The 25,855-nt window shown below is 69.3% G+C and carries 26 protein-coding genes; 2 read left to right on the top strand and 24 right to left on the bottom strand.

Features of this window, described 5'->3' with window-relative positions:
- Positions 1-238: 238 nt before the first annotated feature.
- The 10 genes from ABQJ56_RS03270 to ABQJ56_RS03225 all read right to left on the bottom strand — a co-directional run bounded on the left by ABQJ56_RS03270 (position 239) and on the right by ABQJ56_RS03225 (position 8,783).
- The gene (locus ABQJ56_RS03270; RefSeq protein ID WP_367843552.1) at positions 239-973 is read right to left on the bottom strand and encodes a copper homeostasis protein CutC; all 735 of its coding nucleotides are present in this window, start codon (positions 971-973) and stop codon (positions 239-241) included.
- The gene (locus ABQJ56_RS03265; RefSeq protein ID WP_367843551.1) at positions 970-1,215 is read right to left on the bottom strand and encodes a hypothetical protein; all 246 of its coding nucleotides are present in this window, start codon (positions 1,213-1,215) and stop codon (positions 970-972) included. The genes ABQJ56_RS03270 and ABQJ56_RS03265 overlap by 4 nt, the downstream gene beginning before the upstream one ends.
- A 209-nt stretch (positions 1,216-1,424) precedes the next feature.
- The gene (locus ABQJ56_RS03260) at positions 1,425-1,631 is read right to left on the bottom strand and encodes a cold-shock protein (protein ID WP_026633225.1); all 207 of its coding nucleotides are present in this window, start codon (positions 1,629-1,631) and stop codon (positions 1,425-1,427) included.
- Positions 1,632-1,823: 192 nt separating this feature from the next.
- Complete coding sequence (locus ABQJ56_RS03255) at positions 1,824-2,582, bottom strand: S-methyl-5'-thioinosine phosphorylase (RefSeq protein WP_367843550.1); 759 nt, start codon at positions 2,580-2,582, stop codon at positions 1,824-1,826.
- Positions 2,579-3,139, bottom strand: coding sequence for a hypoxanthine-guanine phosphoribosyltransferase (locus ABQJ56_RS03250; RefSeq protein WP_367843549.1), 561 nt, complete (start codon positions 3,137-3,139; stop codon positions 2,579-2,581). Before ABQJ56_RS03250 ends, ABQJ56_RS03255 begins: the two co-directional genes overlap by 4 nt.
- The gene (gene nagZ / locus ABQJ56_RS03245) at positions 3,136-4,152 is read right to left on the bottom strand and encodes a beta-N-acetylhexosaminidase (RefSeq protein WP_367843548.1); all 1,017 of its coding nucleotides are present in this window, start codon (positions 4,150-4,152) and stop codon (positions 3,136-3,138) included. Before nagZ ends, ABQJ56_RS03250 begins: the two co-directional genes overlap by 4 nt.
- On the bottom strand, positions 4,152-4,676 hold the full coding sequence (locus ABQJ56_RS03240; protein ID WP_367843547.1) for a CYTH domain-containing protein: 525 nt from the start codon (positions 4,674-4,676) through the stop codon (positions 4,152-4,154). Before ABQJ56_RS03240 ends, nagZ begins: the two co-directional genes overlap by 1 nt.
- Positions 4,677-4,678: 2 nt before the next feature.
- A complete protein-coding gene (gene rlmD / locus ABQJ56_RS03235) occupies positions 4,679-6,022 on the bottom strand; it encodes a 23S rRNA (uracil(1939)-C(5))-methyltransferase RlmD (protein WP_367843546.1) in 1,344 nt (447 codons plus the stop codon).
- Between the two features lie 83 nt (positions 6,023-6,105).
- Positions 6,106-6,720: a YdbL family probable chaperone protein gene (locus ABQJ56_RS03230; RefSeq protein ID WP_367843545.1), complete on the bottom strand. Its 615-nt coding sequence runs from the start codon at positions 6,718-6,720 to the stop codon at positions 6,106-6,108.
- A gap of 41 nt (positions 6,721-6,761) precedes the next feature.
- Complete coding sequence (locus ABQJ56_RS03225) at positions 6,762-8,783, bottom strand: AsmA family protein (protein WP_367843544.1); 2,022 nt, start codon at positions 8,781-8,783, stop codon at positions 6,762-6,764.
- A gap of 43 nt (positions 8,784-8,826) precedes the next feature.
- Between ABQJ56_RS03225 and ABQJ56_RS03220 the strand changes: the two genes are divergently transcribed.
- Positions 8,827-9,537 carry a response regulator gene (locus tag ABQJ56_RS03220; RefSeq protein WP_367843543.1) on the top strand — a complete coding sequence of 237 codons (711 nt, stop codon included), beginning with the start codon at positions 8,827-8,829 and terminating at the stop codon, positions 9,535-9,537.
- A gap of 8 nt (positions 9,538-9,545) precedes the next feature.
- Here the strand turns inward: ABQJ56_RS03220 and recO are convergent, their stop codons facing one another.
- The 11 genes from recO to ABQJ56_RS03165 form a co-directional block, all read right to left on the bottom strand.
- Complete coding sequence (recO, locus tag ABQJ56_RS03215) at positions 9,546-10,256, bottom strand: DNA repair protein RecO (RefSeq protein ID WP_367843542.1); 711 nt, start codon at positions 10,254-10,256, stop codon at positions 9,546-9,548.
- Positions 10,257-10,272: 16 nt separating this feature from the next.
- Positions 10,273-11,208, bottom strand: coding sequence for a GTPase Era (era, locus tag ABQJ56_RS03210; protein WP_367843541.1), 936 nt, complete (start codon positions 11,206-11,208; stop codon positions 10,273-10,275).
- Between the two features lie 84 nt (positions 11,209-11,292).
- Positions 11,293-11,952 (bottom strand): ribonuclease III, encoded by a 660-nt coding sequence (rnc, locus tag ABQJ56_RS03205; RefSeq protein ID WP_367843540.1) that lies wholly within the window; start codon positions 11,950-11,952, stop codon positions 11,293-11,295.
- A 10-nt stretch (positions 11,953-11,962) separates the two neighbouring features.
- The gene (locus ABQJ56_RS03200) at positions 11,963-12,325 is read right to left on the bottom strand and encodes a DUF4845 domain-containing protein (protein ID WP_367843539.1); all 363 of its coding nucleotides are present in this window, start codon (positions 12,323-12,325) and stop codon (positions 11,963-11,965) included.
- Positions 12,326-12,467: 142 nt separating this feature from the next.
- On the bottom strand, positions 12,468-13,382 hold the full coding sequence (lepB, locus tag ABQJ56_RS03195) for a signal peptidase I (RefSeq protein ID WP_367843538.1): 915 nt from the start codon (positions 13,380-13,382) through the stop codon (positions 12,468-12,470).
- A 113-nt stretch (positions 13,383-13,495) separates the two neighbouring features.
- A complete protein-coding gene (lepA, locus tag ABQJ56_RS03190) occupies positions 13,496-15,286 on the bottom strand; it encodes a translation elongation factor 4 (RefSeq protein WP_367843537.1) in 1,791 nt (596 codons plus the stop codon).
- A 163-nt stretch (positions 15,287-15,449) separates the two neighbouring features.
- Entirely contained in the window at positions 15,450-16,928 is a 1,479-nt protein-coding gene (locus ABQJ56_RS03185) for a DegQ family serine endoprotease (protein WP_367843536.1), read from the bottom strand.
- Positions 16,929-17,052: 124 nt separating this feature from the next.
- On the bottom strand, positions 17,053-17,724 hold the full coding sequence (locus ABQJ56_RS03180; protein ID WP_367843535.1) for a sigma-E factor negative regulatory protein: 672 nt from the start codon (positions 17,722-17,724) through the stop codon (positions 17,053-17,055).
- On the bottom strand, positions 17,721-18,335 hold the full coding sequence (gene rpoE / locus ABQJ56_RS03175) for an RNA polymerase sigma factor RpoE (RefSeq protein ID WP_367843534.1): 615 nt from the start codon (positions 18,333-18,335) through the stop codon (positions 17,721-17,723). Before rpoE ends, ABQJ56_RS03180 begins: the two co-directional genes overlap by 4 nt.
- 172 nt (positions 18,336-18,507) lie before the next feature.
- Positions 18,508-20,721, bottom strand: coding sequence for a putative bifunctional diguanylate cyclase/phosphodiesterase (locus ABQJ56_RS03170; RefSeq protein ID WP_367843533.1), 2,214 nt, complete (start codon positions 20,719-20,721; stop codon positions 18,508-18,510).
- Positions 20,718-21,221, bottom strand: coding sequence for a Ycf46 family AAA ATPase (locus tag ABQJ56_RS03165; RefSeq protein WP_367843532.1), 504 nt, complete (start codon positions 21,219-21,221; stop codon positions 20,718-20,720). Before ABQJ56_RS03165 ends, ABQJ56_RS03170 begins: the two co-directional genes overlap by 4 nt.
- Positions 21,222-21,484: 263 nt before the next feature.
- On the opposite strand from ABQJ56_RS03165, the gene ABQJ56_RS03160 reads away from it, so the two are divergent.
- Entirely contained in the window at positions 21,485-23,545 is a 2,061-nt protein-coding gene (locus ABQJ56_RS03160) for a 3-hydroxyacyl-CoA dehydrogenase NAD-binding domain-containing protein (RefSeq protein ID WP_367843531.1), read from the top strand.
- Positions 23,546-23,613: 68 nt separating this feature from the next.
- Here the strand turns inward: ABQJ56_RS03160 and ABQJ56_RS03155 are convergent, their stop codons facing one another.
- The 3 genes from ABQJ56_RS03155 to ABQJ56_RS03145 form a co-directional block, all read right to left on the bottom strand.
- Positions 23,614-24,168 carry a DUF2058 domain-containing protein gene (locus ABQJ56_RS03155; protein WP_367843530.1) on the bottom strand — a complete coding sequence of 185 codons (555 nt, stop codon included), beginning with the start codon at positions 24,166-24,168 and terminating at the stop codon, positions 23,614-23,616.
- Between the two features lie 89 nt (positions 24,169-24,257).
- Positions 24,258-24,470, bottom strand: coding sequence for a SlyX family protein (locus ABQJ56_RS03150; RefSeq protein ID WP_367843529.1), 213 nt, complete (start codon positions 24,468-24,470; stop codon positions 24,258-24,260).
- Positions 24,470-25,813 carry a UDP-glucose dehydrogenase family protein gene (locus tag ABQJ56_RS03145; RefSeq protein WP_367843528.1) on the bottom strand — a complete coding sequence of 448 codons (1,344 nt, stop codon included), beginning with the start codon at positions 25,811-25,813 and terminating at the stop codon, positions 24,470-24,472. The genes ABQJ56_RS03150 and ABQJ56_RS03145 overlap by 1 nt, the downstream gene beginning before the upstream one ends.
- Positions 25,814-25,855: the final 42 nt, after the last annotated feature.

Here is a 25,855-nt window from a genome sequence, read left to right as displayed (position 1 = left end):
AGCGGCATCTTAGCGAAGGTGGGGGAACATGCGCTGCGGTAGGGAGCCGTTCCACCCTGGCTTCCCTCCGCGCGCGGTGAAGGACCAAGGATGGCCCCGATGCGAGATGCGTTGAAGAGGATCGGGGCGATGGGCGGATGCTCGCTGGAGCGCCGGCTCGATGCCCGCTTCGACGCAAGGGTGTCGCGAGGCGGGCCCTTCACCCGGCGCTCTCCCGATGGAGGGAGGGCGACAAGCGTCAGCCAACGCCCTGCAAGGCCCGCACCAGCGCGCGCACCTGCGCCTCGTCGCTGCGCAGTTCGCCGCCTTGCATGTCGGCGAGCAGCTGTGGCCGGTGGCGCATGCCGGAGGCGAGTTGCCGCTTGGCGGACGCATGGAATTCGCGGGCACCGGTGGCGGCGGCGAGTGCGGCGAGATTGGCGGCCGTCACGCCGGCGCCGGGCATGATGGCAATGCGCCCGGCTGCCTGCACGATCAGTGCGCGGATCAGGGCAGCGCCTTCCAGCGCGCTGGCCTGCCCGCCCGAGGTGAGCACGCGCTCGCAGCCCAGCGCGATGACGTCGTCCAGCGCGCGGCGCGGGTCGCGCACGAGATCGAAGGCCCGATGGAAGGTGACGCCGATGCGCCCTGCCGCGGCGACCAGGCCGTGGCAGCGCTCCAGGTCCACCTCGCCGCCGGCGTCCAGCGCGCCCAGCACCACGCCGTCGCAGCCCAGCGCCACGCAGGTCTCGATGTCGCGGCGCATCGCCTCGCATTCGTCGTCGCCGTAGAGGAAGTCGCCGGCGCGCGGGCGGATCAGCACGTAGAGCGGAATGCGCAGCCGCTCGCGCGCCATCGCGATGGTGGCGTGCGAGGGCGTGAGGCCGCCCAGTTCCAGCGCGGCGCAGAGTTCCACCCGCCCCGCCCCGCCAGCCTGCGCGGCGAGCGCGGAGGCCAGCGAATTGGCGGCTACTTCGAGCAGTCGCCCGCTCATGCGTGGAAGACGCTCTTTGCGGGAATCAGCGCACGCTGGTCCTTCGCGTCGCGATCGGGGTAGCCGCCCTGGCCCAGGGTCGCCCATGCCGCCTCGTTGGCGGCGCTGCCGAAGTCCCGGGTGGAAGCCACGCGCACGGAGGCCGCCTGGCGGGCGGTGCCGGCCGCGTCGAGGCACTTGCCCGTTGCCAGGGCCGAGGCTCCCGGCGGCGAGGCCTTGAGGAATTGGCGGCGATCGGTCATGGCTGCTCTTTTGTTTTTGCGTTCATCCCTGATCGCGCGAATCACGCGTGCGGCCATCCATGACCGCACTTCTCAAATTTGCGATCGTCCCTGATTGCGAAGATCGAACGGGCAGCCATCCGTGGCTGCGCTGCTCAAAGCAAAAGCCCCGCGCCTGGGCGCGGGGCTCGGTTTCACTGCATGGCCGGCACGAGGCCGGCCGATGGAACTCAACCCGCGATTTCGACGCCCGAAGCCTGGGCACCCTTCGGGCCCGTGGTGACTTCGAACTTCACGCGCTGGCCTTCCTGCAGGCTGCGGAAGCCCTTGGAGTTGATGGCCGAGAAGTGGACGAACACGTCCTCCCCACCGTCCTCGGGCGCGATGAAGCCGAAGCCCTTGGCATCGTTGAACCACTTGACCGTACCGAAACGCATTGCTGGAACCTCTGTAAGCATGGACAGGGCGCACCCGACCGAGCTCGAACCATCCCCCTGGCTCACCGTCTTGGTGCCCGGAAAGTATCAACATGTTTCAAGGCAAAGCGCAATACGTGCCTGCCGATTTCCTGCCCGATACCCCATTCCGGCATATGGGAATGCGTCATGCGGTAATGCAATAACGCGCGATCACGCGCGCAGCATCGCCTCCAGCAGGCGCGGCACCTCGGCAGTGGCCGCGGCGAGGTGGGCGAAGATCTCCTCGATGCTGATCTCGTCCTCGTCGCCGCAGCCGGCGGCGTAGTTCGCCACCAGGGCAAGGCAGGCGTAGTCCAGCCCCAGTTCGCGCGCCAGCGCCGCCTCCGGCATGCCGGTCATGCCGACCAGGTCGCAGCCGTCGCGCTTCAGGCGCGCGATCTCGGCGCGGGTCTCCAGCCGCGGTCCCTGGGTGGCGCCGTAGCAGCCGCCGTCGATCACGGCGATACCGGCCTTGCACGCGGCCAGCAGCAGGCGGTGGCGCAGCAACGCGGTGTACGGCTCGCTGAAATCGATGTGCTTCACCTCGGCGCCATCCGTGTCGCAGAAGCTGGTGTAGCGGCCGTGGGTGTAGTCGATCAGCTGGTCGGGCACCACGATGGCGCGCGGGCCCATGTCGGCGCGGATGCCCCCCACCGCGTTGACGCCGACCACCGTGCGCGCGCCCAGGCTGTGCAGCGCCCACAGGTTGGCGCGGTAGTTCACCCGGTGCGGCGGCAGGCTGTGGCTCTCGCCGTGGCGGGCGAGGAAGGCCACGCGCCGGCCGGCGAAATCGCCCAGCACCACCTCGCCCGCGGCGGCGCCGAATGGCGTCTCCACCGCATGTCGACTGGTGTTTTCCAGTCCAGGGAACTTGTACAGGCCGCTGCCGCCGATCACGGCCAGGTCGATGGTGCGCATGGACGTGCTCATGCGCCCGTTTCCTTCAGTGAGTAGATGGCCGGCAGGTTGCGGCCCTGCTCGTGGTAGTCCATGCCGTAGCCGAACACGTAGCGGTCGGGCAGCACGACGCCGTTGAAGTCGGCGGCGATCCCCTCGGCCAGGCGGTCGTGCTGCTTGCTGCACAGGCTGGCGATCAGCACGCGTTTCGCGCCACGGCGCAGGCAGTCGTCGCGCACGGCCTTCAGCGTGTGGCCCTCGTCGAGGATGTCGTCCACCAGCAGCACGGTGCGGCCCGCGAGATCCGCCGCGGGTTCGCGCAGCCAGTGCAGCTCGCTGCCGCGGGTGGCGCCGCGGTAGCGGGTGGCGTGCACGTAGTCGAACTCGAGGTCGGTGCGGATCGAGAGCGCCAGCTGGCCGGCGAACATCAGCGCGCCGTTCATCACGGTGAGGAACACCGCGCGCTCGCCGTCCAGCGCGGCATCGATCCGCCGGCCGAGGTCGGCGATCACGGTTTCGAGTTCGGCGCGTTCGAACAGCAGGTCGGCGTGCGCCAGCGCGTCGCGGAGGGAGAGAGGCGTCTCGTTCATGCGGTGCCCTGTGCGGCGTCCAGCGCCGTGATGCGCGCGACGAAGCGGTCGCGCTGGGGGTTGTCGGTCAGGCTGTCCCAGCTGGCGCCGATCGCGCCGCGCAGCGGGAGCAGCCGTTCGGGGTGCGCCGGCGCGCGGGCGGCGACGGCGGCGATGGCCTGGTCCACCACCTCGGGGAAGCAGGCCAGCACCAGGTCGCAGCCGGCGTCCAGGTGTCCATGCACGCGCTCGGCCACGCCGCCGGCGATGCCCGCGGCGGCCATGCTGATGTCGTCGCTGATCGCCGCACCGGCGAAACCCAGCTCGCCGCGCAGGATCTCGCCGATCCAGGCGCGCGAGTAGCCGGCCGGTTGCGCGTCGACGGCGGGATAGACCACATGCGCCAGCATCACCGCCTCCACCCGTGCCGCGATGCACTCGGCGAACGGGCGCAGGTCGTCGCGGCTGATCTCCTCCAGCGAACGCGGATCGATGGCCTGCGCCTTGTGGGTGTCGACCGCCACCGAACCGTGGCCGGGGAAGTGCTTGAGCACCGCGGCCATGCCGGCCAGGTGCATGCCGCGCACATAGGCCGCGGCGAGTTCCGCGGCCACGGCGGGATCGGCGTGGAAAGCGCGCACCCCGATCGCCGCGCTGCCGCGCGCGAGATCCGCCACCGGCGCGAAACTGAAGTCCACGCCGCAGGCGCGCAGTTCGCTGGCCATCACCCAGGCGTGCTCCTCGGCGAGACGCACCGCCTCGGCGGGATCGCGCTCGTGCACCGCGCCGATCCGCGCCAGCGCCGGCAAGCGGGTGAAGCCTTCGCGGAAACGCTGCACCGGGCCGCCTTCCTGGTCCACCGCGATCAGCAGCTCCTCGCCGCCGATCTCGCGGATGGACTCGCACAACGCCATCAGCTGCGCACGGTCGGCGTAGTTGCGCGCGAACAGGATCACGCCCGCCACGCCGGGCGCGGCGAGCCACGCGCGTTCGTGCTCGGCGATTTGCAGTCCGGCCAGACCAATCAGCAGCATCAGGCGTTCGCCCCATCGTTGGCGTCGCGCTCCGCCTGCGTCCAGCGGGCATGCGGATGCGCGATCAGGTTGACGTTGTAGTAGCGCGCCAGCGCGCTCACCTCGCGGCCCAGCCACGGCGGCCGCGGGAACGGCGCGTCCGCGTGCGGCAGTTCCACCTCGGCCACCACGAGGCCGGCATTGTCGCCAAGAAACTCGTCGATCTCGAACAGCGTGCCGTCGACCGTGACGTGATGGCGCCACTTGCCGAGCACGCCGTCGCACAGCGTGGCCAGCAGCACATCTGCATCGTCCGGCGGAATCGGGTAGTCGTACTCGGCGCGCTCCACGCCCAGCCGCGCGGCCTTGATGTTGAGCCACGCCTCGTCGCCGGACCGGCGCACGCGCACCGAGGCGCGCGCGTGCCCGGCCGCCAGCGCCGCCGCATCGACCAGATAGCCTTGCGCGATGCGTTCGCTGCGTTCGACCTGCGTACGCCACGCATCACTGGCAAGGAGGAATTTGCGCTCTATCTCGATGCCCACGATTACCTCTCGAACACCGCGATGGATTCGACGTGCGCCGTGTGCGGGAACATGTCCATCACCCCCGCCGCGCCGAGCCTGAAACCGTGCTGGTTGACCAGGATGCCGGCATCTCGCGCCAGCGAGGCGGGATGGCAGGAGACGTAGACGATGCGCCGCGTGGCCCGGTGCGGCAGGTAGGCCAGCACCTGGTCGGCGCCGGCGCGCGGCGGATCGAGCAGCAGCTTGTCCCAGGGCTGTCGCGCCCAGTCGGCGCCGCGCTGGTCCTCGAACAGGTTCGCGACGTGGAAGCGCGCATTGGCGATGCCGTTGCGCGCGGCGTTCTCGCCGGCGCGCGCCACCAGCCCGTGCTCGCCCTCCACGCCCGCCACCTCGGCCACGCGGCGCGCGATCGGCAGGGTGAAATTGCCCAGCCCGCAGAACAGGTCGAGCACGCGGTCGCCGGGCTGCGGGTCCAGCAGTTCCATCGTCCTGGCCATCATCCTGCGGTTCATGCCGGCGTTGACCTGCACGAAATCCAGCGGCTGGAACTCCAGTTCCACCTCGTCCGCGCCGCCGCCCGGCGACAGCCTGAACGCCAGCCGCGGCGCTTCCGGCCACAGGGGATGCACGCTGCCCACGCCGCCGGGCTGCAGGTAGATCGCGAAGCCGTGCGTCTGGCCGAACGCGACCAGCGCCTCGTGGTCATGCTCGCCGAGTGGCTGCAGATGGCGGAACACCAGCGCCATGGTGTCGTCGCCGGCGGCGAACTCGATCTGCGGGATGGCGGCGGCGGCGTCCAGCCCGCCAACCAGGTCGCCGAGCAGTTCGATCTTTTCGCCGAGCGCCGGATGCACCACATCGCAATGCCGGATGTCGGCCACGTAGCGCGGATTGGCCTCCTCGCGGAAACCCACCAGCACGCGGCCTTTCTTCGCCACCGCGCGTACCGACAAGCGGCCCTTGCGGCGATAGCCCCAGGGTTCGTCGACCAGCGGCGGCAGCCACTGCGCCGGCTCCACCTTGCCGATGCGGGTGAAATTGTCGGCCAGCACGCGCTGCTTGGCGCCGATCTGCGCCGCCGCATCCAGGTGCTGCAGCGAGCAGCCGCCGCACTGGCCGAAGTGCGGGCACTTCGGCTCGACCCGGTGCGGCGAGCGGCTGAGCACCTCGGTCACCTCGGCCTCGTCGAAATGGCGATGGCGCTTGCGGATGCGCAGGCGCACCCGCTCGCCTTCGAGCGCACCGGCGACGAACACCGCCTTGCCGTCGATGCGGGCGACGCCGCGGCCGTCGTGGCTCAGGTCGGTGATGTCGGCTTCGATTTCCGCGGCAGGCGCACGGGAGCGGGAATTGGATCGGGACATGGTCTGCAGAAGCTCAACACCGTATGGGCAGACCGGCCATTATCACCGATCGCCGCACGCGGCGCCTGCCGCGGATTCGCGACTCACTTGCGCTGCCACGCGCCGGAAGCGCCCTGGTAGTACCAGCCGGATCGCGCGTGTTCGATCCAGGTCTGGGCGAAGGTGGCGCGGATCTGCGCCTCCCACTCGGGATGGTTGTTGGCATTGGCGATCTCGCGGTACAGCGCGGCGCGGTCGCGGTTCTCGTCGGCCACGACGGCGTTGGCCTGGGCGCGCGCGCTCAGCGGCACCTTGGCGGCGTCGCGCATGGCGACCATGCCGTCACGGGTGAAACCCACCGCGCCGCTGTCCAGCAGGGCCTGCAGCGAACTCTGGAAACGTGCGCGCATGCGGTCGTGGATCGCCTGCACCGCCGGCGTCTGCACGCGCAGGTTCGGCACGTCGGCGGCCCGGGCGGCCGGCACCAGCAGGTCCAGCAGCATCGCCGAGGGTTGCTGCGCGGGCGGCGGGTTGTCCCGTGCGGGCGCGCCCTTGTCCGCTGCGGCCGGCGCCTTCTGGCCGCTGCCGTCGAGCACGGTGCCGATGAACTGGTCGGCGGCCTTCTGCGCCGCCGCCTCCGGGAAGTAGACATTGATCGTGACGCAACCGACCAGCGCGACGACCAGCGCAACCAGGGCGATACGGGGGAACTTGCGCATGTGCCACTCCTGTGAACGACGATGGGGCGAGCGGAACGGGCTCAGCGGATCACCGGCGCATGGCCGTTGATGGCTTCGCGCAAGCGGCGTACCAAGGTGGGCCAGTCGACCCGGGTCTGGTGGCCGATCACCTGCAGGTGCGGCAGGCCACTGCCTTCGACGATAGTGTAACCGCCATCCTCGTTCTCCAGGCCGCCCATCTGGCAGACCGCGCCGTGCAGCGTGCAGTTGAGGCCGATGCGCTTGTAGCCGAAGGTCTTGAACAGTTTCAGCATCGCGCCCTGCAGGCCGCCGGCGATGCCGCCGCCACCGACCGCGGTAAGGTTGTTCACCGCGCGCTGGCTGATCCTGCCGCCGCCATCGGCCAGCAGCCAGGCCCTGAACGCGACCGGGCTCCAGTTCACCAGGCGCAACTCGTCGATGGAGCCATCCAGGCGCCCGGTGATGCTGCCGAAGTCGAACACGCTGGTGAGTGCGCCGAGGTCGAGCTGGCTGAGGCTGATGTCGCCGGCCAGCACCGGTGCGTCGCCGAACGGTTGCTGCAGGGAAAGATGGGTGACGTCCACGAAGCCGTCGAACACGTTCACCGAGAGGCCGCCTGCCAGCTCGAAGCGGTCGCCGACCCAGCGCAGGGAGGGGATCGCGCCACCCAGCGTGCCGGGGAAGGACGGCCAGCCCAGCGCATGGCTGAGGCTGGCCATGTCGACGCCGGTGACGGTGAGGCTGGTGGCGAGGCGCTGGCCTTTCGCCGCCGCCGGGCGCCAGTCCAGGCTGGCCAGTCGCAACTGCCCCTTCAGCACCGGCACGACGAGCGGCTGCGACAGGGCCAGGGTGCCGTCACGGCTCTGCCAGTGCGACTGCACCGCACCGCTGGGCATGCGGTAGAACTGCAGGCCTTGCCAGCCCAGCGTGGTGGCGGGCCGGTCGTCCTGCGCCGACCAGTCCAGGCCGCCATGCAGGCCGCTCACTGCGAAGCGGCCGGCCCCATCGGCCAGTTCCAGCCCCTCGGTGTCGAACGCGAAGGCGCGCAGCCCATCGCTGCGCAGGTCCAGGCTGCCGCTCAGGTGTCCGGCGGAACGCAGGTCGTGCACGCCCAGCGTGGCCAACCAGGCCTGACCGTAACGCTGGTAGGCCGCCGGGAAGTTCGCGTGGAAGTGATCCAGCCGCAGCGCCTGCAAGTCGCCCTTGGTGTCGAACGCCAGTGCGCCGTCCAGTTGCAGCGCGTCGGCATCGTTGACGTGCAGCCGCTGCAGTTCGATCGCGCCGTGCCCCGCATGGGCACTCACGTCCAGTTGCACCGGATGCGCGGGCAGCTTCGCGTACAGCGGCCCCAGCAGCAGCTGGCCACCACCCAGGCTGCCCTGCAGGCTGATCTGGGCGCCGTTGTCGTCGCTGTCGAAGCCGAAGCGCCCCTTGCCGTCGACCCCCTGCCCCGCCAGCGTGCCGCTCGGGGTGTCGAAACCCACGTCGGCCAGGGTGAACTGGCCGGATGACTGCACACCCGCATCGTCCGCATCCAGCGCGAGATCGGCATCCAGCCGGCCACCGGTGAGCCGGCCCGACCACACCGTGCCGAGCAGGCCCTGCAGCCAGGCGGCCGGCAGCTGGCGCAGGCTGATCTGCGCATGGCTGGGCTGGTCCAGCGGCAGCCATGCGTTGGCCTGCGCCTTGTCCTGGCGCAGTTCGACCTGCATGGTGTCGGAGTCGGGATTCACCACCCAGGTCAGCTGCGCATTGCTCAACGCACTGCCCGGAGCACCATGCAACTGCACGCGGCCGTCGAACACCCAGCGCAACTGCGCATCGCGCCACAGCCGGCCGTCGAGATGCAGACCCACGCGCCGCCAGCCCATCGCGGCGACATCCGCCTGGCTCGCCTGCAACTGCAGATGCAGCCCGCCGCCCGGATCCTCATCAAGCTGCACGCTGAGATTCTGCAGGCGCAGGCCCGGCAGGCTGAGCTGCTTCGCGGCGACCGTGATGTCCGCCCGCGCCGGCTGCGCCAGGCCGAGGCCAAGCAGCAGGAACAGGCACAGCAGCAGGTGGCTTGATGTCGGGCGCATGTCCGGCCATTCTGCCAAAATCAGCTGAACCAAGGATTCGGTCATGCCAGCAAGCCCTGCCGCTTTCCCGCCGCCACGCGTACTGGTGGCCGACGACGACCCGGCCAGCCGCCACTTCCTGTGCGACGGGCTGCGCGCACTGGGCGCCCACGTGCAGGACTGCGCCGACGGCATGCAGGCGCTGCAGTTGGCCCGTGGCGAGGCCTTCGACCTGCTGTTGCTGGATTGCCGCATGCCCGGCGCCGGCGCACGCGAAGTGCTGGCGGCCCTGCGCACCGACCCAGCGGCCCGGTCGGCCCGGAGCCTCGCCATCGCCAGCTCCGCCGAACTGGACGGTGCCCGGGAGCGCGAACTGCTTGGCTGCGGTTTCAGCGATGTGCTGCGCAAGCCTTGCGGCGTCGCCGAACTGCAGCGCCTGCTGGCCTTGCTGCCCGGCGGCATGCCCGTGCTGGACGACGCCGCGGCCCTGCGCGCCAGCGGCGATGCCGCCACCATGCAGGCGCTGCGCCAGCTGCTGCGTGGCGAGCTGGCCTTGCTGTACCAGGAACTGGGTATGCCGGACCGCGACCAGGCGGCGCTGGACGACCGGTTGCACCGGCTGCGCTCGTCCTGCGGTTTCTGCGGTACCGCTGCGCTGGCAGCGGAGGTGGCACGCCTGCAGCAGCGGCTGCGCGAAGCCCCCCACGAGGCCCTCCCCGCCATCGCGCAGTTCCGCGGGGCCGTGCAGGCCACGCTGCAGGCCCTGGATACCTGAGAGCCGCCTCAACGGCGCGGCTGCACGCCTGCCAGCACCTGCCACGCCCGCAGTTCGCCACCGCCCAGGTGATAACGGATCACTTCGCGCATCAGCTGGCGCAGGGCCGCCGCACCCGTGCGGTCCGGCATGCGGTCCTCGGCCAGCGCCAGCAGGTCGGCGCCGCGCACGGCACGGGCCGCATCGGCGGCGCAGCGCACGGCGCCCTGCTCGACGTCGTAGCGGTAATGCGCCTGCGCGTGCAGGGCCTCCTCGCCGCCGGCTTCGTGCCGCAGCTGCAAGCCGTAGCCGATCGCCTGCAACAGGTCGCGCTCGAAGCGGCGCAGCGTCCATCCCGCCGGTTCGTTCGTGGCCAGCCGCGCCAGGGTGTCCGCATAGGCGTCGAACAGCGCCGGATGCGCGTCCTGTCGCGCGGTGAGCCGCACCACCAGTTCGTTGAGGTAGAGCCCGGCCAGGCCATGGTCGCCAGCCAGCCGCAGCGGCATGCCCACCGTCTCGGCCCCGGTCAGGGTGGCCAGCTCGCCACGCAGCAGCAGGTCCAGCGCCAGCGGCTGGAACGGTTCCAGTTGCGCCCGCCGCAGGCGCGCCCGCTCGCCGCGCACCCCGCGCGCCACCACGCCCAGGCGGCCATGGTCACGCGTCAGGCATTCGAGCAGCAGCGAAGTCTCGCGGTAAGGCCGCGCGTGCAGCACGTAGGCGGGTTGCTGGTCGAGGCGCATCGCGGCCCGGCAGGCGTCAGTCGGTATAGCCGAACTTCTTCAGCATCGCCTCGTCGTCCACCCAGCCCTCGCGCACCTTCACCCACAGCTTGAGGAAGACCTTGCGCTCGAACAGGCGTTCCATGTGGCGGCGGGCGGCGCTGCCGATGGCCTTGAGCTGGGCGCCGCCCTGGCCGATCACGATGGCCTTCTGGCCGGCGCGCTCGACCCAGATCACCGCGTGGATCTCGGCGATGCCGTCGGGGCGGTCGCTGAACTGCTCGATCTCCACCGTGGTGGCGTAGGGCAGCTCCTGGTCCAGCCGCAGCATCAGCTGCTCGCGCACCATCTCGGCGGCGAGGAAGCGTTCGCTGCGATCGGTGATCTCGTCCTCGCCGTAGACCGGCGCCCGCACCGGCAGGCGCGCGAGGATCGCGCGCTCCAGCTCGGCCAGGCCCTTCTTCTTCAGCGCGCTGACGTAGTGGATCTCGTCCCAGGCGTGCTGCTCGCTCAGGGTGGCGACGAACGGCAGCAGCGCGGTCTTGTCCTTGCTCAGGTCCACCTTGTTGATGACCAGCAGCCGCGGGGCCTTCTGCTCGGTGAGCGCGGCATACAACGCCTCGTCCTCGTCGGTCCAGCGGTCGGCCTCGATCACCTGCACCACCAGGTCGACGTCGCTGATCGCCGCGCGGGCCGCGCGGTTGAGGCTGCGGTTCATCGCCCGCTTGGCGCCGCGGTGCAGGCCGGGCGTGTCGACGTAGAGGATCTGCCCCGCCTCGCTGCTGGCGATGCCGAGGATGCGGTGGCGGGTGGTCTGCGGGCGCGGGCTGACGATGGAGAGGCGGAAGCCGATCAGCGCGTTGAGCAGGGTCGACTTGCCCACATTCGGGCGGCCGGCCAGCGCGACCAGGCCGCAACGGTAGTCGGCGTGCGGCAGCGCGCCGTCGGCGCCGGGTTCGATGGGGTGATTCATGGGGGGAAAGATACTCGGACAGGTGGACGGCATTGTAGTGCGCCGGCTCGTGCCCGCAGGCTGCCGGTGCAAGTGCGGCCGCGCTCAGGCGGCGCGCGACTGCTCGATCAGGTGGGTCAGCACGGCCTCGGCGGCCTCCTGCTCGGCGTGGCGCCGGCTGGAACCGCTGGCCTCGGCGCTGAACGCCTCGGGCTCGGCCACGTTGCAGCGCACGTCGAAGGTCTTGGCGTGATCCTCGCCGTGGCTGTCGATCAGCTCGTACTGCGGCAAGGCGTGGCCATGGGCCTGCAGCCACTCCTGCAGGCGCGTCTTGGCGTCCTTGGAGGAGCGCCGCAGCGCCGCGATGCGCCCCTCGAACAGCTCGCGCACCACTTGCCGGCAGGTGTCGAGGCCGCCATCGAGGAACACTGCCGCCAGCGAGGCTTCGAACGCGTCGGCCAGGATGGAATCGCGGCGGAAACCGCCGCTCTTCAGCTCGCCGGGGCCGAGCTTCAGGGCATCCCCCAGTTCCAGCTCGCGCGCGATCGCCGCCAGCGCCTGGCCGTTGACCAGCTGTGCGCGCAGCCGCGACAGCTCGCCTTCGCTGGCTTTCGGATGCGCCTCGTACAGCATCTCGGCAACGAAGGCGCCCAGCAGGGCGTCGCCGAGAAACTCCAGGCGCTCATTGTTCGGCTTGCCGACGCTGCGGTGGGTCAGCGCCAGCGCGGCAAGCTCGGGATCGCGGAAACGGTAGTTCAGGGTCAAGCGGGATGGCTCACTCGTTCACGTTGCCCTGCATCTTCACACTCTTCTCGAAGTGCAGCAGGAAATCGATGTTGTAAATGAACGGGATGTCCTTGTCGTAGACGACATGCAGCGTACTGCTACCGCCGTTGTCGCGGCTGATCGTGATGTCGGTCGGCTTGATGGTGTTGTCGCCGACGTATTGATTGTCAAACTTGAACATCAGATCGCGACGGATCTCGTCCAGTGACTTGCCGGATGTTCCGCTCGAAGCTTCCTGATTCACCGCCTTCACCACACCACCGTATTCGGTATAGGACGGCACCAGCTTCATCGCCATGTAGCCGAAGAAGCCCACCACCAGCAGGATCACCAGGAACCCGACCAGGGTCACGCCCGACTGTCTCGTTTTCATAGTCCCCTCGCTATGCGACCGGCGCGGCCGGCTGTGTTGTGTGTGGCAGCCGCATGCCCATGTGGCCGCCGGCGCCGATTATGCCAGCGGCCGCGCGGACTGCATCCGCGGCCGCGTCACATCAATGGATGATCTGGCCGATGCGATGGAAATCCACGCCGCCGGTGCCCCAGCCCTTCCAGCTCATCCAGATCATGAAGGCCTTGCCCGCCAGGGCCTGCTCCGGCAGGCAGCCCCACCAGCGGCTGTCGGTGCTGTTGTTGCGGTTGTCGCCCATCACCAGGTAGCAGCCCGCCGGCACCTTCGACGGCACCACCGCGTTCGGGATCGAATTGGGCGTGGTATAGGCCGGCATGCGCGCGATCATGTGGTTCACCACCTTGCCGTCCTTGCGTACCAGGTGTTCCGTCCACACCGTGGCGCCCATGTCCAGCATCAAGCGCTCCTCGTCGCGCTGCGGGTTGCCCACGTAGGGGCCGATCTCGTCGGCCTGCACCGGCTTGCCGTTGATCAGCAGGTTGGCGCCCTGGATCTCCACCGTGTCGCCGGGCAGGCCGATCACGCGCTTGATCCAGTTCTGGCTGGGCACCGGCGCATGCGGATCGGCACAGCTGCCGTCGCCGCTGCGCACCAGCTTGTCGCTGGCGTCGCGGCACAGATAGCCGGGCCAGCGGAACACCACCACGTCGCCGCGCTTCGGTTCGCCGAGGTCGAGGAACTTGGTGTTGAACGCCGGCAGGCGCAGGCCGTAGGCGAACTTGTTGACCAGGATGAAATCGCCCACGTCCAGCGTCGGCATCATCGAGCCGGAGGGGATGCGGAAGGGCTCGGCCACGAAGGAGCGCAGCACCAGCACCACCAGCACCACCGGGAACAGCGAGCGCGCCCAATCCACTGGCGCCGGGTCACGGTACTCGCTGCCCTCGGCGTCGAGCCGTGCCTTGCGCTTCCTGTAGAGAAACAGCCGATCCAGCCCCCACACCACGCCAAACAGCACGGTGAGGGCCAGCAGAATGGCGGAAAAGTCGAATTCCATGCCTTGCTCCTATCGAAGGACGGGGAACGGGGAACGGGGAACGGGAAACAAGAGCCGGGCAAGCTGCCGCGCGCTGCATGTTCCCCGTTCCCTGTTCCCTGTTCCCCGCTCCATTATTTATCCGTCCGCAACACGGCGAGGAAGGCTTCCTGCGGAATCTCCACCCGACCGACCTGCTTCATGCGCTTCTTGCCTTCCTTCTGCTTTTCCAGGAGCTTCTTCTTGCGGCTGACGTCGCCGCCGTAGCACTTGGCCAGCACGTTCTTGCGCAGCGCCTTCACCGTGGAGCGCGCGATGATCTGCGCGCCGATCGCCGCCTGGATCGCCACGTCGAACTGCTGGCGCGGGATCAGGTCCTTCATGCGCTCCACCAGCTCGCGGCCGCGGCGGTCCGCATGCGTGCGGTGCACGATCAGCGAAAGCGCGTCGACGCGGTCGCCATTGATCAGCACGTCGGTGCGCACGAACGGGCCGGCCTCGAAGCGCTCGAAGTGGTAGTCCATCGAGGCGTAGCCGCGCGACACCGACTTCAGGCGGTCGAAGAAATCCAGCACCACCTCGGCCAGCGGCAGCTCGTAGGTGATCTGCACCTGGGTGGCGAGGTACTGGATCGAGCGCTGCACGCCGCGCTTCTCCTCGCACAGCGTGATGATGTTGCCGATGTAGTCCGGCGGGGTGAGGATGCTGGCCACGATGATCGGCTCGCGGATCTCGTCGATCTGCGGCACCGGCGGCAGCTTGGCCGGGTTGTCCAGCGCCAGCACCGTGCCGTCGGTCTTCAGCACCTCGTACACCACGGTGGGCGCGGTGGTGATCAGGTTGAGGTCGTACTCGCGCTCCAGGCGTTCCTGCACGATCTCCATGTGCAGCATGCCGAGGAAGCCGCAGCGGAAGCCGAAGCCCATCGCCTCGGAGCTTTCCGGTTCGAAGAACAGCGCGGCATCGTTGAGGCGCAGCTTGTCCAGCGCCTCGCGCATCGCCGGGAAGTCGTCGGCGGACACCGGAAACAGGCCGGCGAACACGCGCGGCTGCATGGTCTGGAAGCCGGGCAGCGGTTCTGAAGCAGGTTTACCAGCATGCGTGAGCGTGTCACCCACCGGCGCGCCGTGCACGTCCTTGATCGAGGCGTTGATCCAGCCCACCTCGCCCGCCGAGAGCTTGTCCAGCTTCTTGCGCTTGGGCGTGAACACGCCCACGTCGTCCACCTCGTGCACGCGGCCGGTGGACATCACCAGCAGCTTGTCGCCGGGCTTGATCTCGCCCTGCATCACGCGCACCAGCGAGACCACGCCGAGGTAGTTGTCGAACCACGAGTCGATGATCAGCGCCTGCAGCCTGTCGGTGTCGCGCGGCTTCGGCGGCGGGATGCGCGCCACGATGGCTTCCAGCACCTCGGTGACGTTGAGGCCGGTCTTGGCGCTGATCGCGACGGCATCGTCGGCATGGATGCCGATCACCGCCTCGATCTCGCCCTTCACCTTGTCGATGTCGGCGGTGGGCAGGTCGATCTTGTTCAGCACCGGCACCACTTCCAGGCCCATCTCCACCGCGGTGTAGCAGTTGGCGACGGACTGCGCCTCCACGCCCTGCGCGGCGTCCACCACCAGCAGCGCGCCCTCGCAGGCGGCCAGCGAGCGGCTCACCTCGTAGCTGAAATCCACGTGGCCGGGGGTGTCGATGAAGTTGAGCTGGTAGGTCTTGCCGTCGCGCGCCTTGTACGGCAGCGACACCGACTGCGCCTTGATCGTGATGCCACGCTCGCGTTCGATCGGGTTGTTGTCCAGTACCTGCGCTTCCATCTCGCGTTCGGCCAGGCCGCCGCAGATCTGGATGATGCGATCCGCCAGCGTGGACTTGCCGTGGTCGATGTGGGCGATGATGGAGAAGTTGCGGATCAGTTCCATGGAGCGCGGGGAGCCAGCCTTGCCTTGGGTATGCCGCCGAAGCGGCGACGCGAACCCCGTATTGTCGCATGGAACCCGAGGCTGTCACCGTGCCTCCCTCCGGCGGCACGCCGCACCCGCACGGCGCAGGGCGGCAAATCGCACCGCCCTGCGCCAGCCGCCCTCACTTGTCGTCGGGTACGGTCAGGCCGAAGAAGCGGTTCTGCCCGTCGCGGCGCACCAGCAGCAGCACGGTGGAGCCGGCCTTCACGCCCCTGGTCGCGGCCCGGAACGCCTCCACGCTGCCCACCGGCTGCTGGTTGACCATCAGGATCACGTCGCCCGGCTGCAGCCCGGCCTGGGCCGCCACGTCGCCGGTGACGTCGCCGACCAGCACGCCCTGCCCCGGTTTCAGGTTCATCTGCTTGCGGGTGGCGTTGTCCAGTGGCTGCACGGTGAGCCCCAGCGCGGCGCTCCCGCTGTTCGCGCCGGGTGCCATGCCGCCATGGTCCACCGCGTCCTGGTCACGCGGCATCGTGCCGACGGTGACCTGCACGGTCTGCTTCTTGCCGTGGCGCAGGATCTCCAGCGGCACCCGCGTGCCCGGCTTGGTCATGGCCACCAGCGGCGGCAGGTCCGCAGGGCTGCTTATCGCATGGCCGTCGTAGCCGAGGATGATGTCGCCGGCCTGGATGCCGGCCTTCTCGGCGCCGCTGCCGGGCGACACATCCGTCACGGCCGCACCGGAAGCATCCGGCAAGTGATAGGCCTTCTCCATGTCGTCAGTGACCAGCTGCACATACACGCCGAGCTGGCCGCGCGTCACGTAGCCCTTGGTCTTGAGCTGCTCCACCGCGTTCATCGCCACGTCGATGGGAATCGAGAACGACACGCCCTGGTAGCCGCCCGTGCTGGAGTAGATCTGCGAGTTGACGCCCACCACCTGGCCTTGCAGGTTGAACAGCGGGCCACCGGAATTGCCGCGGTTGATCGGCACGTCGGTCTGGATGAACGAGGTGTCCTGCTGGTCGCCCGGCCCCAGGTTGCGGCCCACCGCGCTGACGATGCCCTGGGTCACGGTGTAGTCGAAGCCGAACGGCGAGCCGATCGCCAGCACCCACTGGCCGGGCTTAAGGCTGCGGGAATCGCCGATGCTCACTGCGGGCAGGCTGCCGCCCGCGCTGACCTTGAGCAGGGCGATGTCGTAGGTGGGATCGGTGCCCACCACCTTGGCATCGAGGATGCGCCGGTCCTGCAGGCGCACGATCACCTTGTCCGCGTGATCGACCACATGGTTGTTGGTAAGGATGTAGCCGTCGGCGGAGATGATGAAGCCCGAGCCCAGCGAGGTATGCGCCCGCTCCGCCGGGGACGGCATCATCGGCATGCCGAAGAAACGGCGGAACAGCTCGGCCTGCGGATCGTCCGGCATGCCGCCCTGACCCGCCTGGCCACGCAGGCGCGGTTTGCCGCCGCCGTCGTACTTCGCCTCCACCTGCACCACGGCGGGCGCGTTCTTCTGCACGATGCCGGTGAAGTCCGGCAGGGACGCCGCCGCGGGCGCTGGCTGGGCCTGCACGCCCGGTGCAACGGCGGCCGTGCCGGCGAGGGCACAGCACACCAGCAGACTCAGGCGGGAGCTGCGCAGGATGGACGAAGTCATGACGCCTCCTTGGGTACGGGTTGAAACACGGGAACGGACACGCATCGCCCGCGACCCCGAGGGGGCCGTGCGCGAGCAGAACAGCATGGGATGGCGGACCGCGGAACGTGCACGCGGCCGGGCCTCACTGCGTGCCGGTGGCGCCCTGGCGCTGCACGTCAGGCACCTGCTGCTGGGCAGGATCGAGCAGGATCAGATAGCTGCCGTCGTGGTTGTCCAGCGTGCGATAGCGCTGCGCGCGGAACGGCAAGGCGCCGCGGCCATAGGACGAGAAATCGGTACTGGCCGGCGCACCCAGCGTGGCCGAGGCCTGCTGGCTGAGCAGGCCCGGCGCCTTGCCGCTCAGCCACGGCGGCACCACGGCCACTTCCGACGGCTGCGGCAGGGCTGCCGGAGCGCTGCGCGCCGGCATCTTCGGCGCGGCCTGCGCGGTCATCGGAGCGGCGTGCCGTTCGGTGTCGGCGGTGGGTTGCGCGATCATCAGCGCCGCGGCGGCCACGCCGGCCGCGATCGCGCCGCCGGCCGACCAGCGCAGCCAGCGGTGCTGGCGCGGCGCGGCAGCCGCGACGGATTCCTGTTCGATCGCCAGCATCACCCGCGACACGAAGCCGGCCTCGGCCAGCGCCGGCAACTGCCGGCGCAGCCCATCGCGGGCCACGTGGTAACTCACCCAGGTACGGCGCAACTCGCCATCGTGGTCGAGCCGCCGCAGCAGGAAGCGCAGCTCCTCGTGCGACAGCTCACCGTCGATGCCGGCCGAAAGGTGCTCACGCGCATGCTGGTCTGGCTGGTTCATGTCTGCTCCTCGCGGTCCGACAACAGCGGCCGCAACTTCTCGTCGATCGCCTCGCGGGCCCGGAAGATGCGCGAACGCACCGTCCCGATCGGGCAGCCCATCGCCTCGGCGATTTCCTCGTAGCTCAGGCCGTCCACCTCGCGCAGCGTGATGGCCACCCTGAGCTCCTCTGGCAGCGCTTGGACAGTGGAAAACACCGAATGTTCAATTTCCTGCCGCATCAACTCGCGTTCGGGGGTGGCGCTGTCGTGCATGCGCTCGGCGCCGGACAGGAACACGGCTTCCTCGGCGTCGATGTCGTCGGTGGGCGGGCGCCGCCCCATCGCCACCAGGTGGTTCTTGGCGGTATTCACCGCGATCTTGTAGAGCCAGGTGTAGAACGCGCTGTCGCCGCGGAACGAGCCGATCGCCCGCCAGGCGCGGATGAAGGACTCCTGGGCGATGTCCTCGCACTCGGCATGGCTCTTCACGTAGCGCGAGACCAGCCCCACCAGCTTGTGCTGGTACTTGCGCACCAGCAGGTCGAAGGCGCGCTTGTCGCCGCCCTGCACGCGTTCGACCAGTGCCCGATCCAGTTCGTTTTCGCCCGTCCGGGCCGTATCCGTCGTCAATGCCGTCTTCCGCTGCGGAGCTTGTGCCAGAACGAGCGCGCTGCTCAGACCGGGGCCGGGCGCGCAAGTTCAGCGTTGCGCGCCAGTGTAGCGATTCCATCCTGACGCACGGCCTGCCGTCGGCAGGCCCGCCTGGCGGGTCAACCGAGCATGGGGCCGAAGCGGGTCCGGCTCAAGCCGGTACGGCGGTCGCCTGGCCCAGCAGGTTCTGGCGCTCGGCCAGCAGGCGCTCGAAGGAAACCACCGGCAGCGGCCGGCAGAACAGGTACCCCTGCAGCTCGTCGCACTGCTCGGCGCGCAGGAAGGCCAGGTGCTGCTCGGTCTCCACGCCCTCGGCGACCACGCTGCGATTGAGCCGATGCGCCATCTCGATGGTGGCGCGCACGATGGCCTCGTCGTCCGGGTCCACCCCGATGTTGCGCACGAAGCTCTGGTCGACCTTGATGCGGTCGGCCGGCAGCTTGCGCAGGTAGTCCAGCGAGGCGGCACCGGTGCCGAAGTCGTCGATCGCGATGCGGCAGCCCAGCCGATGCAGCGCCCGCAGGTTCTCCACCAGGTTCGGCGCGGCCTTGATGCTGATGCTCTCGGTGACCTCCAGCTCCAGCAGGGTGGGATCGAGCCCGGTTTCCTGCAGCGCGCGGAATATCGTGGCGGGCAGCTTCGGCTCCATCAGCTGCAGCGCGGACAGGTTGACGCCCAGGCGCAGGCGCAGGCCGTAGCGCTGCTCCCATTCATGGGCCTGGCGGCAGGCCGTGCGCAGCACCCATTCACCGATCGGCACGATCAGGCCGGTCTCCTCCGCCAGCGGGATGAACACCGCGGGACTGATCGGCCCCAGCTCGGGATGCTCCCAGCGCAACAGCGCCTCCATCCCCACGATGTCCTCGCTCTCGGTGCCCACCTGCGGCTGGTAGACCAGTCGCAGCTCGCCGTTGCCCAGCGCGTGGCGCAGGCGCGAGCGCAGCGCCAGGCCGTGCTCGCGCGCGTACTCCGGGCTCACCTCGTAGATGCGGCAGGTGTTGCGCCCCTGGCGCTTGGCCGCGTACATCGCCTCGTCGGCGTGCTTGAGCAGGGTTTCCGCGTCGGCCGCGTCGTCGGGGAAGAAGCTCACGCCGATCGACACGCCGACCTGCAGGCGCGTGCCGTTTTCCAGCTGCAGCGGTTCGGCCACCACCTGCAGGATCTTCTCCGCCACCCGCTGCACGTCGTCGTTCTTCACGATGTGGCGCAGCACCACGGTGAATTCGTCGCCGGCATAGCGCGCCACGGTGTCGGAGGCGCGCACGCTGCCACGCAGGCGGCGGGTCACTTCCTGCAGCACCTGGTCGCCGGCGGCGTGGCCATGGGTATCGTTGACCGTCTTGAAGTGGTCGAGGTCCACGAACAGCACGGCGAAGCATTCGCCGTTGCGCACCGCCTCGCGCAGGATCGACTCCAGCCGGTCGCCGAACAGCAGCCGGTTCGGCAGGCCGGTGAGCGCGTCGAGCAGGCCCTCGGCACGCCCCTGCTCGCGCGTGAGGCCCAGCTCCAGCCCCTGCGCGAAGCGGGCCGCCGCGCAGCGCAGCAGCGGTTCGACGATCGCCATGTCGCCAAAACCGCGCCGGGCGCCGGCCAGCATCGCGCCCAGCACCACGCGACGCTCGTCGAGCAGCGGCAGGCCCACGAAGCCGGACAGTTCGAGCAGCGGCAGCAGGGGATCGTCAGGCATCCGTTGTTGCGCATCGCTGCGATGGAGCACCGCCTCGCCGTCCAGCACACGCTGCAGCAGAATCTGCGACTCGACGGGCGGCCACGTCGGCTCCGCGCCATTCCACAGCTGCAGCAGCGGCACCGGAACCTCGCCGCCTTCGTTGCGTACCGGCCACACGGCGAGATAGTCCAGCGCCAGCTCGTCGAACAGCAAGCGGGCGGTGGCGTCACGGGTGGCGCTACCGCCACCGGTGGCGAAGATGCGCACCAGCAGGGCCAGGGCGTTCTCCGCCGCGCTGCGGCTTGGCGCGGGTTCCGCCGATGGCGGGGCCGCTGGCAGTTGCTGCCAGCGTGTCAGCAGTTCGGCCTCGATCTGGGCGGCATGCAACCAGCCTGCGACTTCGTCGGGCAACTGGGCGGCCTGCAGCGGCGCGGCTTCGTCCAGGACCGCCAGCAGCGGCACGCCCGCGCCGGCCGCCAGGGCGCGCAATTGCTCGCAGCAGCGGCGGGCCTGCGCCGCATCGTGGCCGAGCACGGCCACCATCAGTTCCAGCGGCTGGCGCCCTTCCAGCAGAATCGCCGCGTGCTGCGGGTCGCGGGCACTGTGGATATGCCGGCAGCCCGCCCGCTCGAACACGTCGAACAGGCGGCGACGCAGGTCGCGCTGCTCGGCCAGTACGAGAATGCCTTCGCTCATGCCTGCCCGCTCAGCCAGCGGCCGTCGCGCAGGCGCAGGCGCTGCGGCAACTCGGGCTCGCTGTCGATGCAGCTGATCAGTTCGCCCAGTTGCTCGACCAGGGCCCGCGGTGCGTTCAGCAGCACCACGCGACGCAGGTGCCCGGTGGTTGCCCGCGCCAGTTGCCGCAACAAGGCGAGATCGGTCGATGCCAGCGGCAACTCCAGTTCCTGCAGCACGTAGACGCCGAAATGCATGCTCTGCTGCATGTAGCGCAAGGCCTGGCCGAGGCGTTGCGCATCGGGTACACGCGCATGCGCATCGCGCAGGCTGGACAGGCCCAGGCCCGGCTGCCACAGGTACACCGCCTGCCCGCTGTGACGGGCGATGCCGCGGAAATGCTCCAGCAGCGCCTCGCCGTCCTCGCTGCGCACGGCCACCACCCCGGCCGGCGCGGCCAGGATCCGCTCGAAGACGTCGTGACCGGAAGATGGCAAGGGCATGTCCATCATCGATGTCATCGTGACTCCCTGAATCATTCGGCGCGACCGGCACGATGCTGCGCCGGCCGGCGGCCTCCATGGCACATTCTCCATGGTTTGCGCCCATTCTGGAGCCTGTCCGCCGCAGCGATGGGCGAACCGCTTCACATTCGACCGATCGGAAGATTCCGAAAGTCGACGCAAGTCCGTGCGTTGCGCCTGCCGGCATGCCCCGGCCGCACCTCGCATTCGCCCGGACGGGACGGTATGGTTCGGGCTTCGTCCACCACTCCCCAGCCCCCATGTTCGAAGGATTGCGCTTCAACCACTGGAAGACGAGCCTGGACGAGCACGGCATCGTCACGCTCAGCCTCGACCGCGCCGGCAGCAGCGTCAACGCCATCCATCGCGCCGTGCTCGACGAACTGGGCCAGATTGTCGAGCGGCTGGCGATCGAGCAGCCGGCCGGCGTGATCGTGCATTCCGCCAAGCCCGCCGGCTTCGCCGTGGGCGCGGACATCAGGGAATTCGTGGAATACGCGAAGCAGGGCAGCGTGCTGGAGAACATCGAGCACGGCCAGCAGGTGTACGAGGCGCTGGCAAGGTTGCCCTGCCCCACGGTGGCGGCGGTGCACGGCGCCTGCATGGGTGGCGGCACCGAACTGATCCTGGCCTGCAACCAGCGCATCGCGGCGGACGACGACAAGACGAAGATCGCCCTGCCCGAGGTGATGCTGGGCATCCATCCGGGCTGGGGGGGCACCGCACGCCTGCCGCGGCTGATCGGCGCCTCCGAGGCACTGCCACTGATGCTGACCGGCAAGGCGCTGTCCGCGAGGCGTGCGCTGGCGCTCGGCGTGGTCGACCGCGTGGCGCCGCCCGAGGAACTGCTGGCCGAGGCGCGCGCCCTGCTGCGCCGCCCGCAGCCGCGGCCCTTCGCGCGCCGCGCCAGGGCCTGGCTCACCAACTGCTGGCCGGCGCGGCAGATCCTCGCGCCGATGGTGATGAAGCAGACCGCCGCCAAGGTGCGCAAGGAACACTACCCGGCCCCGTTCGCGCTGATCGACGTGTGGCAGCGCGGCGGCGGCGACATCCGCCGGCGGCTGAAGCTGGAGGCGTGCTCGGTGGCGAAACTGGCGGCCACGCCCACCGCGCACAACCTGATCCGCCTGTTCTTCCTGCAGGAACGCCTGAAGAACCAGGGCGCCGGCACCGAGCACGGCATCAAGCATGTGCACGTGGTGGGCGCCGGCGTGATGGGCGGCGACATCGCCGCCTGGACCGCGCTCAAGGGCTTCGAGGTGACCCTGCAGGACCGCGAGATGAAGTTCGTGCAGCCCGCGCTGGATCGCGCACGCAAGCTGTACGAGAAGAAGCTGAAGACGCCGGAAAAGATCGAGGCCACCGTCCGGCGCCTGCGCGCCGACGTGGGAGGCAGCGGCGTGAAGGACGCCGACCTCGCCATCGAGGCGATCTACGAGAACGCCGAGGCCAAGGAGGCGCTGTACGCCGCCATCGAGCCGCAGTTCCCGGACGGGAAAATCCTCGCCAGCAATACCTCCAGCATTCCGCTGGACGAGTTGCGCAAGCACCTCGAGTCGCCGCAGCGCTTCCTCGGCCTGCACTTCTTCAACCCGGTGGCGCAGATGCCGCTGGTCGAGGTGGTTCGCCACGACCAGCTCGACCCCGCCGTCGAGAAGCGCGTGCTGGCGTTCTGCAAGGCGATCGGCAAGCTGCCGGTGGCGGTGAAGGGCACGCCCGGCTTCCTGGTCAACCGCATCCTGATGCCCTACCTGCTGGAGGCGCTGCGCCTGTACAACGAAGGCGTGCCAGGCCCGGTGCTGGACAAGGCGGCGAAGCAGTTCGGCATGCCGATGGGGCCGATCGAACTGGCCGACACCGTGGGCCTGGATGTCTGTGTTTCGGTAGGGAAGGAACTGTCGCCCTTCCTCGGCCTGGAACTGCCGCCCGGGCTGGAGGACAAGCTGGACGCCGGCAAGCGCGGCAAGAAGGACGGCCAGGGCCTGTACGTGTGGCAGGACGGCAAGCCGATCAGGCCGGAAGTCGATCCCGACTACCAGGCGGCGCCCGACCTCGTCGACCGCATGATCCTGTCCATGGTGAACGAGGCCGTGGCCTGCCTCGCCGATGGCGTGGTGGACGACGCCGACCTGCTCGACGCGGGCGTGATCTTCGGCACCGGCTTCGCGCCATTCCGCGGCGGTCCGATCCAGTATCTGCGCAGCGAGGGAGCCGATGCGGTCAAGGCGAAGCTGGAACAGCTGGCGCAGCGCCACGGTGCCCGCTTCACGCCCAAGGAAGGCTGGGATCACCCAGCGCTGGCGGCCACCACCACGTTCTGATGCGGCATACGCCGCAACGAAAACGCCCGGTACCAGCCGGGCGCTTTCACATGCGCAACGCGGTCGTGCTACCAGACCAGATCGTCAGGCACGCCGTCATCGTCGCTGCCAGCCACATCCGGATCGACCAGCAAGGCCAGTTGGTGCCCGTCGATCGTCCGCACCTGCTCGGCAATCTCGCGACTGACCAGCAGGTAACGCCCTGCTTGCTGCACCACGCCCAGCTCGCCCGCATTGAGCGCGGCCAGTTGCGCCGCATCGACGTGGATGCGGCGGATCTTGCCGCCGTACTCGAAGTTGCGTACCAGTTCGGTCTCGGCCTTGTTCAAGGCCTTGCCGTCCAGCAACTGCTGGATCTTCTGCTTGCGCTCGCGGCGCAGGCGCGCCTGCTCCTCGGCCTCCTGCTGCGCGCGCTTGCGCTCGGTCGCCTCGGTCTGGGCACGGATCGCGTAGGCCTTGGCCAGGTCGATCTCTTCCTGGCTGCGGCGCGGCGCCGGCGGCTTGCCGCCATGGCCCTGCGGCCTGCCGGATGACCTGCCCTTGCCTTCGTTGCCGCGCTTTTCCTCGCGGATTTGCTTGACGAGACCGCTCTTCAGCAGCTGGTCGCGCAGGGATTCGCTCATGATCGTGGTTCCGGTAATGCCCGATGCTTTTCACTGCGATCGTCCATGATCGCGAAGATCAAACGGGCGGCCGTCCTTGGCCGCACTCTTCAGTAGTGCGGCGGTGGCGGCTCGCTGTGCGCATCGGATGCCGCGCCGAGGCGCACGCTCTGCAGTTCCTGGCGCAGCAGGTGCAGCAGCCGCTCCAGTTCGACGATGCGCATCGCCTGTTCGGCATCGGCCGCGGCCAGCGCCTGCACGGTATCGTCGATGAAGGTCAGCCGCACTTCGAGATCGGCCAGGCGCTGCTCGATCGCATCCATCAGCGCGCCTTCCGCAGGCTGCGGCCGCGGCCGATGCCGTAATAGGCCAGGCCCGCCTCCTCCACCGCCACCGGATCGTAGAGATTGCGGCCGTCGAAGATCGCCTGCACCTTCAGCGTGGCGCGGATGCGCGCGAAATCGGGGCTGCGGAACGCCTTCCACTCGGTGACGATGGCCAGCGCGTCCGCATCCTGCAACGCCTCGTAGGCATGCTCGCACAGCACGAGATCCGCGCGTTCGCCGTAGATGCGCCGGGTTTCCTCGCGCGCCTCCGGATCGAAGGCCTGCACGCGTGCGCCGGCCGCCCACAGCGCCTCCATCAGGTGGCGGCTGGAGGCTTCGCGCATGTCGTCGGTGTTCGGCTTGAAGGCGAGGCCCCATAGCGCGATGGTCTTGCCGCGCAGGTCGCCATCGAAATGGCGCATGATCAGCTCGAACAGCTTGGTCTTCTGGTCGTGGTTCACCGCCTCGACCGCGCCGAGCAGGCGCGCCTGATAACCCGTGCCGCGCGCGGTGCGCTCCAGCGCCTGCACGTCCTTGGGGAAGCACGAGCCGCCGTAGCCGGCACCGGGGTAGATGAAGTGGTAGCCGATGCGCGGGTCCGCGCCGATGCCCTGGCGCACCAGTTCCACGTCGGCGCCCACGCGCTCGGCGATGTTGGCGATCTCGTTCATGAAGCTGATCTTGGTCGCCAGCATCGCGTTGGCGGCGTACTTGGTCAGCTCGGCGGAACGCTCGTCCATCACCACGGTGCGCTCGTGGTTGCGGTTGAACGGCGCGTACAGCTTGCGCAGCACGGCCACCGCGCGCGCGCTGGAGCTGCCGATGATGATGCGGTCGGGGCGCAGGCAATCCTCCACCGCGTCGCCTTCCTTGAGGAATTCGGGGTTGGAGACCACGTCGAACTCGACGTTCGCGCCACGCTCGGCCAGCTCCGCCGCGATCGCCGCGCGCACGCGGTCGGCGGTGCCCACCGGCACGGTGGACTTGTTCACCACCACCGCGTAACGGTCCAGGTGCCGGCCGATGGTCTTGGCCACGCCCAGCACGTATTGCAGGTCGGCGCTGCCGTCCTCGTCGGGCGGCGTGCCCACCGCGATGAAGATCGCCTCGCCATGTGCGACCGCCGGCGCGGCCTCGGTCGTGAAGTCGAGCTGGCCGTCGGCATGGTTGCGCTTGACGATGGGCTCCAGGCCCGGCTCGTAGATCGGGATCTCGCCGCGCTTCAGGCGCTCGACCTTGCCCGCGTCGATGTCCACGCAGACCACATGGTTGCCCATCTCGGCGAGGCAGGCGCCGGTGACCAGGCCGACATAGCCGGTGCCGAAGATCGTGACTTTCATCGTGCTGCCGATTCCTGTGGAACGTGAACGCGCATTCTAACC

The organism is Rhodanobacter geophilus (assembly GCF_040812275.1).
Taxonomy (GTDB): Bacteria; Pseudomonadota; Gammaproteobacteria; order Xanthomonadales; family Rhodanobacteraceae; genus Rhodanobacter_A; species Rhodanobacter_A geophilus.
Note: the sequence above shows the minus strand (reverse complement) of the source record. Positions and strands in the feature narration are given on the sequence as shown.